This is a genomic window from Streptomyces sp. NPDC059668, from assembly GCF_042734135.1.
GTDB lineage: Bacteria > Actinomycetota > Actinomycetes > Streptomycetales > Streptomycetaceae > Streptomyces.
Genome location: NZ_JBHWEL010000088.1, coordinates 20,945 through 29,452 on the forward strand (window position 1 = coordinate 20,945; position 8,508 = coordinate 29,452).

8 protein-coding genes are annotated in these 8,508 nt (G+C 74.4%); 2 read left to right on the forward strand and 6 right to left on the reverse strand.

Features of this window, described 5'->3' with window-relative positions; all coding sequences use genetic code 11:
• Positions 1–4: 4 nt before the first annotated feature.
• From ACFV2J_RS37180 to fabD, 3 genes are all read right to left on the reverse strand, one after another.
• Positions 5–772 carry an SDR family NAD(P)-dependent oxidoreductase gene (locus ACFV2J_RS37180; RefSeq protein WP_385086108.1) on the reverse strand — a complete coding sequence of 256 codons (768 nt, stop codon included), beginning with the start codon at positions 770–772 and terminating at the stop codon, positions 5–7.
• A gap of 101 nt (positions 773–873) precedes the next feature.
• On the reverse strand, positions 874–1,296 hold the full coding sequence (locus ACFV2J_RS37185; RefSeq protein ID WP_385442882.1) for an acyl carrier protein: 423 nt from the start codon (positions 1,294–1,296) through the stop codon (positions 874–876).
• Positions 1,297–1,566: 270 nt separating this feature from the next.
• A complete protein-coding gene (gene fabD / locus ACFV2J_RS37190; protein WP_385442885.1) occupies positions 1,567–2,535 on the reverse strand; it encodes an ACP S-malonyltransferase in 969 nt (322 codons plus the stop codon).
• A 284-nt stretch (positions 2,536–2,819) separates the two neighbouring features.
• Between fabD and ACFV2J_RS37195 the strand changes: the two genes are divergently transcribed.
• Positions 2,820–3,413 (forward strand): TetR/AcrR family transcriptional regulator, encoded by a 594-nt coding sequence (locus ACFV2J_RS37195; RefSeq protein WP_385098396.1) that lies wholly within the window; start codon positions 2,820–2,822, stop codon positions 3,411–3,413.
• A gap of 857 nt (positions 3,414–4,270) precedes the next feature.
• Here the strand turns inward: ACFV2J_RS37195 and ACFV2J_RS37200 are convergent.
• Positions 4,271–5,494 carry an FAD-dependent monooxygenase gene (locus ACFV2J_RS37200; RefSeq protein WP_385097935.1) on the reverse strand — a complete coding sequence of 408 codons (1,224 nt, stop codon included), beginning with the start codon at positions 5,492–5,494 and terminating at the stop codon, positions 4,271–4,273.
• Between the two features lie 233 nt (positions 5,495–5,727).
• Between ACFV2J_RS37200 and ACFV2J_RS37205 the strand changes: the two genes are divergently transcribed.
• Positions 5,728–6,201 (forward strand): DUF1772 domain-containing protein, encoded by a 474-nt coding sequence (locus ACFV2J_RS37205; protein ID WP_385097938.1) that lies wholly within the window; start codon positions 5,728–5,730, stop codon positions 6,199–6,201.
• Positions 6,202–6,293: 92 nt separating this feature from the next.
• Here ACFV2J_RS37205 and ACFV2J_RS37210 read toward each other — a convergent pair whose 3' ends face one another.
• Both ACFV2J_RS37210 and ACFV2J_RS37215 read right to left on the reverse strand, forming a co-directional pair.
• Positions 6,294–6,422, reverse strand: a complete 129-nt coding sequence (locus tag ACFV2J_RS37210) for a hypothetical protein (protein WP_385097896.1) — start codon at positions 6,420–6,422, stop codon at positions 6,294–6,296.
• A gap of 438 nt (positions 6,423–6,860) precedes the next feature.
• Entirely contained in the window at positions 6,861–8,081 is a 1,221-nt protein-coding gene (locus ACFV2J_RS37215) for a helix-turn-helix domain-containing protein (protein WP_385442890.1), read from the reverse strand.
• Positions 8,082–8,508: the final 427 nt, after the last annotated feature.

An 8,508-nucleotide genomic window follows, 5' to 3' on the forward strand; every position in this document is an offset into this window, starting at 1 on the left:
TCCGTTACGGACGGCCGATGCCCAGCTGGGCGGAGAACCCGCCGTCGACGCAGAGCAGTTCGCCGGTGGTGTAGCCGGAGTCGGGTCCGGCCAGGAACACCGCTGCCGCGGCGACCTGTTCGACGGTGGCGAACCGGCGCAGCGGTATCTGCCGCTTGATGCTGCGTCCGCCGTCGCGCTGCATCACCCCCTCCACCAGGTCGGTCGGGGTGAACCCGGCCAGGACCGCGTTGACCCGCACGCCGAAGCGGGCGAGTTCGACGGCCGCGCAGCGGGTGAAGGAGTTCAGCGCGCCCTTGGAGGCCGAGTAGTTGGCCTGGCCGATCCAGCCGCGTTCGCCCATGGCCGAGGAGATGTTGACGATCGTGGCGTCGCCGTGGGCCATGAACTGCTCCATGACGGCGTGCGTGCAGTGGTAGGCGCCGCCGAAGTTGACTTTCATGACGTTCAGCCAGGCGTCCGGCGGTGCGTCGTAGATGAGGCCGTCGTCGCTGGTGCCCGCGTTGTTGACGAGGATGTCGAGGGAGCCGAGCCGTTCGGTGGCCTCCTGCACCAGGCGGGCGGCCTGCTGCGGGTCGGCGACGTCGGCGCCGATGGCCACGGCCCGGCCGCCGGCGGTCTCGATCTCCTTGACGACCGCGGCGGCGTCCTCCTGCCGGGAGCGGTAGTTGACGGCGACGGCCGCGCCCTGCTCGGCCAGGGCCAGGGTGATGGCCCGGCCGATGCCGCGTGAGGCACCGGTGACCAGGGCGGTGCGGTCCTTCAGCTTCATCTGTCTCTTCCCGTTTCTGCTACGAGGTGGGCGGCGGCTGCCGGGGTGCGGGTGGTGCACGGGACGCCGTTGGCCCGCACACCACCGGCCGGAGGAGGGGGTCAGGCGGCGTGCTGCGCCGCGGCCCGCTCGGTCAGCAGGTCGGTGAGGTTCTGCACGGTGAACAGGCCCAGCACGCCCTCGGCGGTCAGCGGCTCGGTGAGCCGGCTGCGGTCGAACTGCGGCAGGACCTTCTCCAGGTGGGTGAGGCCGGTGTCGTTGACGACCTCGTTCTCGTCACCGAACTCCTCGTCGGGGATGCCGCCCTGGAGCAGGGCGGCGATGTCGGCCACGGTGATCTTCACCTTGGTGGCGCGCTCGATGCGGAAGAGGATGTCGAGCAGGTCGATCGACTCGGCGCCCAGCTGCCCGAGCAGGGTCGCCTCCGCAACCGCCTCGGACTCGTCGATGCCGAGGGCGTCGGCGATGGCGGCCTGGACCGCGGAGAAGTAGTCGCTCGAGGTGGGGGTCAGGGTTTCGGACACCGTTGGCTGCCTTTCGGATGGGTCGTTCCGCGGTGCCGGCACCGGATGCCGGCACCACGCGGACGGGAACGGGAGAGGAAGGAAGAGGAAGACGGAGAGGGAGAGGGAGAGGGAGAGGGAGAGGGAGAAGAGACAACAGGACAGGACGAGGACGAGGACAAGGCCGCGGACGAGAACGAGGCCGAGGCCGAGGGCGAGGGCGGTGATCGCCGCGGACACGGTGAGCACGGCGGACGGGGCGGCGGGGCGGGGGCCGCCCCGCGCGGCGGGTCAGGCGGCGGCGTCAGCGGCGGACTCCTGCCTCAGCTCGCGCAGCAGCGCGGTGATGCGGCGCGCGTCGTGGGTGCTGCGCACCACGGAGTGGACGCCGGTGCGGTTGGCGAAGCCGCTCAGCACCCGGCCGGGGCCGGCCTCCAGGCAGCCGCCCGTCCCGTGCGCGGCCGCGGCGCCCAGCACGTCCACCCAGCGCACCGGCCCGGCCAGCTGACGGCGCAGCAGGTCGCGGGCGTGGGCGCCGTCGCGCACCAGGGTGCCGGTGACCGAGCTGATCACGGGCAGCCGGGGCGCGGCGAAGGTGACGCGTTCCAGTTCGGCGGCGAACTCGTCCTCGATCGCGCGCATCAGCGAGCAGTGGAAGGGCGCCGAGACCTTCAGCGCCACCGCCCGTTCGGCGCCCGCCGCCAGCGCGAGTCGGGCGGCCTCCTCGACCGCCGCGCGCTGCCCGGAGATGACCGTCTGGCCCGGCTCGTTGTAGTTGGCGATCTCCACCACGCCCAGCGGGGCGCAGCCGGCGCAGATCTCCTCGATCCGGTCGGGGCCCAGGCCCAGTACGGCCGTCATCGCCCCGCCGGCCCGGCGTGAGACGCCGGCCATCAGCTCGCCGCGGCGGCGTACCAGCCGCAGCGCCTCGTCGGCGCCCAGCACCCCGGCGGCGACCAGCGCCGTGTACTCGCCCAGGCTGTGCCCGGCCACCACGGCCGGCACGAACCCGGCCTCCTCGCGCAGCACTTCGAGCACCGCGAGGCTGGTGGCGACGATGGCGGGCTGCGCGATCTCGGTGGGGGCCAGGTCCTCCTCCCCCGCCGTGCTGCACAGCGCGGTCAGCGGCAGGCCGGTGGCGTCCTGCGCGCGCGCCAGGACGCCACCGGCGGTGCGGGGGTGCTCACGCAGCAGATGCCCGGCCATGCCCGCGCGCTGCGAGCCCTGCCCGGGAAACATCGTGAAGAAATTGTCGATCATCCCCGTTCCTGCCTCACTGAGTTGTCGAAAGCGCCGGAGAAAGGTCATCGAGCCGTCGGCGAGCGGATCTCGATTCTGTGAATCTGGCACGGAGTTCTGGCGCATTCCTCGAATGCGTCTGGACCGGCGGTACCGCGCCGGATTCCCTCCGCCGTATTCCCTCCCGCGGGCGGCGCCCTTTCCGCCCCCGGTCCGCCGGCATTCCACCCGGATTCCACCCGGACCGGGTTTTCTCCGCCCTGTCCCCCTTGACCAAGTTAGTGATCAAACACTAACTTGCGGTCATGGTGAGGATGAGTGCAGACGAGCGGCGCGAGAGCGTCATCCGCGCGGCCATGAGCGAGTTCGCCCACGCCGGGTACGACGGCACCTCCACCGAGGCCGTGGCCCGGCGCGCGGGGGTGTCGCAGCCGTACCTCTTCCGCCTCTTCGCGGGCAAGCGGGCCCTGTTCCTCGCGGCCGCGCGGCGCTGCCTGGCCGACACCACACGGCTGTTCGCCGAGGCGACCGAGGGGCTGAGCGGCGAGGAGGCGCTGGGCGCGATGGCCAACGCGTACACCCGCGTCATCCTCAAGGAGCCGGAACGGCTGCTGATGCAGATGCAGGTGTACGTCGCGGTGGCGGCGTGCGAGGCGCGCGGGGACGCCGGGTTCGGCGAGGCGGTGCGGGCCGAGTGGCAGCGGCTGTGGGACACCGTCCATCTCCCGCTCGGCGCGGACACCGGCCAGACCACCACGTTCATGGCGTACGGGATGCTGGTCAACGTCCTGGTCTCCCTGGGGTTCGCCCCCGACGACCCGGTCTGGGACGGGCTGTACCCGGCGGCACGGGCGGGGGCGCGGCCGGGGGCGCTGCAGCGGACGGCTCCGCCGGGCTGACCGGGGGTGCGGGGGCCGGCCGGAGTGCTTCCCGGCGGAGCGTCCATGCCGCCGCTTCGGGGCCTGTTGCGGTCCGGTGCCGGGGAACCGGCCCTGGGCGCGGGTGTTCCGGACGGGTGTCAGCGCGTGGGCGGGGCGGGTGCGGCCGGTCCCGGCGTGGATCGTGAGCCGTGCCCTGAGGAGCGTGAACGCGGGCCGCGGCAGCGGGGGTCGAGGTTGCGGGCGGAGGGGGTGCAAGTGCCGTACCGGGGAGGGCCGGGCACCACGGTCTGCCGACGGCTTCGGGAACGGGCCGGGGTGCGTATGCGGGGGTGCGTATGCGGGGGTGCGTATGCGGGGGTGCGTATGCGGGGGTGCGTATGCGGGGGTGCGTATGCGGGGGTGCGTATGCGGGGGCGCCCGGCGGGCGGCCCCGCTCGACGACCGCGGCAGACGGCGCTCCGGCCGCCGCCGCCCTCACCGGCGGGAGCACGGCCCGCGGCCGACGCCTCGGCGGCCGACGCGCGCGGGCGGCGGGGGTGTTGACGGCCGTCCCCGGAACGCTCGGGCGCGCCTCACACCGGGGGCGGGCCCCGGACCGGACCGGGCCGGGCCGGGGCCGGGGCCGGGGCCGGGGCCGGGGCCGGGGCCGGGGCCGGGGCACCACCGAGGTGTTGGCCCCACGGCAGTACGGGCCCGGGGCCGGTGCACGACGGTGCGGGCCCGGGCCGGTGCGCGCCTGGGGTGGTTGCAGGGCCGGGCGGGCCTGGGGCCGGTACACGGCCGGGCGGGGCCGGGACGGGTCCACGGTGCCGCCGGCCCGGGGCCGGCCCACCGGGGTACGGCCCGGGGCCGGTCCGCCGTGGCGCCGGGCCGGGTCAGTCCACGGTGGCGCGGGGGGCGGGGACCGGGCCGGCCGGGCGGCTCTCGCGTGCCCAGCGGGTGCCGTAGGCGACCTGGCCCTTCTCCGCCGCGGCGAAGGCCTTGGTGTTCCAGTTCTTGCGCATGAACGCCTCGCGCGCCCGGATCAGCAGCGGATGCTCCACCGCGCCCATCCGCCCGATGCGCCAGGCGATCCGCTGCAGCGGCGCGGTGCGGGCACGGCGCTCCTTCTCGTAGCGGCGCAGCGCCGCGACCGGGTCGCTGCCGGCGTGTTCGAGGTGCTCGGCGAGGACGAGGGCGTCCTCCAGTGCCTGGCAGGCGCCCTGGCCGATGTTGAAGGTGATGGGGTGCGCGGCGTCCCCGAGGAGGGTGACGCGGCCGCGGCCCCAGCGGCGTTCGGGGCGGCGTCCCTCGACGTCGCCCCGGATGATCCCCTCCTCCGGTGTGGCGGCAAGGATGTCGGCGACCGGTCCGCCCCAGTCGCGGTGGCGGCGCAGCAGCATCTCGCGCACACCGGGCTCGTCGCGTCCGCCGGCGGGCCCGTTGGCCACGCTCATCCAGTGCACCAGGCCGGGCGCGACGTCGTAGTAGGTGAACCGGACCCCGTGCCCGAACATCGCGTTGAAGGTCCCCGGCGGGATGTCGGGGTGCTGGAGGGGGGAGCGGCCGCGCCAGGCGATGTAGCCGCTGTAGCGGTTGTCGGCGGGGCCGAACAGGCAGTCACGGACGGTGCCGTGGATGCCGTCGGCGCCGATGAGCAGGTCGCCCCGCTCGCTGCCGCCGTCCGCGAAGCGCACGGTGACGCCGTCCTCGTCCTGGTCGAAGCCGACCACGTGCGCCCCGGTGCGCACCGGGGACCCGCGCAGCGCGTCGCGCAGCACACCGTGCAGGACGGAGCGCTCGACGGCGATCGTGGGCGCTCCGTAGCGTTCGACGAAGTCGCCCACCGGCCAGGCGCCCAGCACCTCGCCGCGGTCGGTGCTGAAGTGCGCGACCTGCTGCGCCGGGGCCGCCTCCAGGACCTGGCCGGCCACGCCCAGAAAGTCCAGCGCGAGCACTCCGTTGGTCCAGATGTGCAGGCCCGCGCCGCCGTCGCGCAGTTCCTCGGCCCGTTCGAGGACCACGCACTCCACACCGCTGCGCTGCAGCGCGAGGGCCGCGGCCAGGCCGCCGATCCCTCCGCCGGCGATGAGTACGCGACGGGCACGTCCAATGGCCATCTGGGTGTCTCCTCGTGGCGGTGCGGGCGGATGTCCTCGCAGGGCGCGGCACGGCGGACCGCCGCGGCCGGGCCGTCCCACGTCCTCGCTGAATCCCTTGCGGACTAATGGAGTTGTCAACGCTAGCATTCGAAGCACTGAACTTGATAGTGTCGACAGGACATCTAGCATTGATAAATCCACGGGGTGGCACGGGCCTTGTGGCAACCGGCAGACGGACAAGGGTGGTTGTGATGGAAGCGCTCGTACAAACCCTGGCCGTGGTGGCCACGATGGCCAACGCGGTGGTCTACGGCACCGACGTCTTCTCCGCGGTCGTCCAGCGGCCCGCCCTCGCGCACGTCGACGACGCGGTGCTGACCAGCACCATGGGGCAGATCCACCGCTTCGGGGACCGGCGGATGCCCGTCCCGGGCGTCTTCGGCCTGGTCGCCACCGTGGCCACGGCCGTCGCGGCCGGCTTCGGGGGCAAGACGGCGCCGGCCGTCGCCGCGGCGGTGGCGGCGCTGGCCCTGGTGGTGTGGCTGGCCGTCTACAACAAGGTCAGCGCGCCGGTGAACAAGGAGCTCACCGGCGCCGCCCTGGACTGCCGCACCGCGCCCGACGCGCGGGGCCTGCAGCGCACCTGGGACAGCGTCATCAACGCCCGGGTCGTGCTCCAGGCGGTGGCACTGGGCGCGATGTGCGTGGCGCTCGTGACGTCCTGACGGCACGGGCGGCGGACCAGACGGGGAGGGGACCCCCTCGGCGGGTCCCCTCCCCCACGTCCGCCCGCCGTCCTGCCACGGGCGGCGGCGTCCTACTGCAGGGCGATGCTGCCCAGGACGTCCGTCTCCGTGTCCTCGTCCAGACCGTCGGTGACCTCACTGCCGAAGGCGGGGACGAGTTCCGGCTCGGGTCCTGCGGGATTCCTCTTCTTGCTCACCACGGTGGTGTCCCTTCGGGCGTGAACGGCCAATGCCGTACCGAGATTCACCAACCGGCACGCAGAACGTCAAGGCGACTTCCGCCCCGTCCACCGGAATTCGAGGCGCCATCGAGAAATACCCGGAATAGCGGGAACGCACATCCCCTCCGGGACAGCGGGAAAACGCACCGCAACCGCCCCGCCCTCTCCGCGATTCCCCCGGCCTCATTCCCCCGGCCTCACCGGCTGCCGGCCCCAACGGCGTAGGAGCGGAGGGGGGAAGGGGCGGAGGGGTGGAGGAGCGGAGGGTGTGGGGGCGAGGGTGCAGGGGCGGGGCGTACGGGACGACGTGCGGGGGGCCGGGGGGTGCGCCGGGTGCCGGTGCCGGGTGGGGTGCGTGGGCCGGTGCCGGGTACAGGGTGCCGGGGTACGGGGTGCCGGGGTGGGGGCCGGTGCCGGCTAGGCCGGCGGGGCGGGGCGGGTGGGGGCGAGGGCGTCCGCGAGGGTGCGCCAGATCTCCGCCGCGAGGTCGATGTTGGCGTCGGCCTGGGCCTGCTGCGCCAGGGTGCGCAGCCCCTCCACGCCGGAGGCGTCACCGCCCAGGATCAGCAGCTGCTGGCGCAGGATCTCCAGCCGGACCCGGTCGCGGTAGGTCATCCTCGGCTCGTCCCCGGCCAGGCCCCCCAGCAGCGCGCGGGCATCGTCGTAGCGGCCGGTGGCGAAGGCCAGGTCGGCCTTCAGGGCGGTCAGGTCCTGGCGCAGGGCGGGTGTGCCGACGAAGGCGAGGGCGGCCTCGGCCTGTTCGGCGCAGCGCTGTGCCTGTGCGGGGTCGGCGGGCAGTTTCTGCAGGTGCAGCCGGCCCGCGGCGAGCCGCAGCCGCAGCCACAGCACCAGGTCCTCCTGGCTGCTGAAGCGTTCCAGGGCCTGGTCGAGGCAGTGCTGCGCGCCGGTGTGGTCGCCCTGGCGCACCCGCACGGCGGCGGCCGTCCACATCGCCTCGGCCCACAGCGCGTCGCTGCGGCCCTCGACCAGGGCGGTGAGCTCGTCGGCGTGCACCCGGGCCTCCGGCACCTGTCCGGCCTCCGCCTGGACGGACACCAGGGCCAGCAGTGCGGCGGCGCGGTCCTCGACACCCAGGTCGTCGCCCAGGGCGAGCCGGTGGGCGGCGACGGCCGCGTCCAGGGCGGGAGTGATCTCGCCGAGCGAACGCAGACAGCGCGCCAGCCGGGTCAGGCCCCGCACCCGCAGCTCGGCCAGCCCCACCTCGTCGCCGAGCGCGACCAGTTGGCCGAGGTCGGCGCGCTCCGCGGCATGGTCGCCCTGCAGGCGTGCCGCCCGGGCCAGCAGCCACAGCGCCTGCCAGCGCAGCACCGCGCTCTCGTGGCCCTCGGCGGCCAGGGCCGCGCGCAGCGCCCCGATGGCGTCCGCGGAACCGGTGGAGGAGGCCAGGGTCAGCGCGTGGGCCAGCGAGCCGGTGACCGGCTCCTCGAAATCGGCTGCCTTCAGACCCAGCCGGTCGGCGAGGTAGGCCACGGCCCGGTCGGTGGGCTGGCGCGCCCCGGACTCCAGACGCGAGAGGTAGCCGGTGGACATGCCCTCACCGGCCAGTGCCGTCTGCGACAGCCCCTGGGCCATCCGGAGCTTCTTCAGGCGGTTTCCGAACGCGGGCTGTCGCAGCATGATTCGAATCCCCTGGGGTGAGCGGGCAAGAAAGTTTCGCCGGGAGCCGCCCCGAGCGTAGGGCGCCGGGCAACACGCGGGCAAACCTTTGCCAGAGCGGGGGCGGAAATCTCGTGCGGGCCTCACGCCGCTCTCACGCCCGCCTCACTCCGCTCTCACGCCGGTCTCGTGCACTTCTCCAGCGTTCCTCCAGCACGGCCGGGCACGCTCTGCATCATCCGGCCGGCACACCCACCCGGCGCGGAGTCCCTGCGCATGTCAAACGTCCGGGAGTCGACGATGAGGCCATCGGTGTGCGCGCATCGGGCGTCGTGGACGGCCGCCGCGGGACGCGGCGGCCGGGGCCGGGGAGCGGGCTCCGGGCGGGCGGGCGGACCGGCGCCCGGCCCCCCGCTCGAGGGCATCGGCGGGGCCCGTCGGGGCGCGC

Excerpts from the sequence above, each read along its gene's own strand:
- fabD (WP_385442885.1), bottom strand. The coding sequence starts at position 2,535 with ATGATCGACAATTTCTTCACGATGTTTCCCGGGCAGGGCTCGCAGCGC.
- ACFV2J_RS37200 (WP_385097935.1), bottom strand. The coding sequence starts at position 5,494 with ATGGCCATTGGACGTGCCCGTCGCGTACTCATCGCCGGCGGAGGGATC.
- ACFV2J_RS37205 (WP_385097938.1), top strand. The coding sequence starts at position 5,728 with ATGGAAGCGCTCGTACAAACCCTGGCCGTGGTGGCCACGATGGCCAAC.
- ACFV2J_RS37215 (WP_385442890.1), bottom strand. The coding sequence starts at position 8,081 with ATGCTGCGACAGCCCGCGTTCGGAAACCGCCTGAAGAAGCTCCGGATG.
- ACFV2J_RS37180 (WP_385086108.1), bottom strand. The coding sequence starts at position 772 with ATGAAGCTGAAGGACCGCACCGCCCTGGTCACCGGTGCCTCACGCGGC.
- ACFV2J_RS37195 (WP_385098396.1), top strand. The coding sequence starts at position 2,820 with ATGGTGAGGATGAGTGCAGACGAGCGGCGCGAGAGCGTCATCCGCGCG.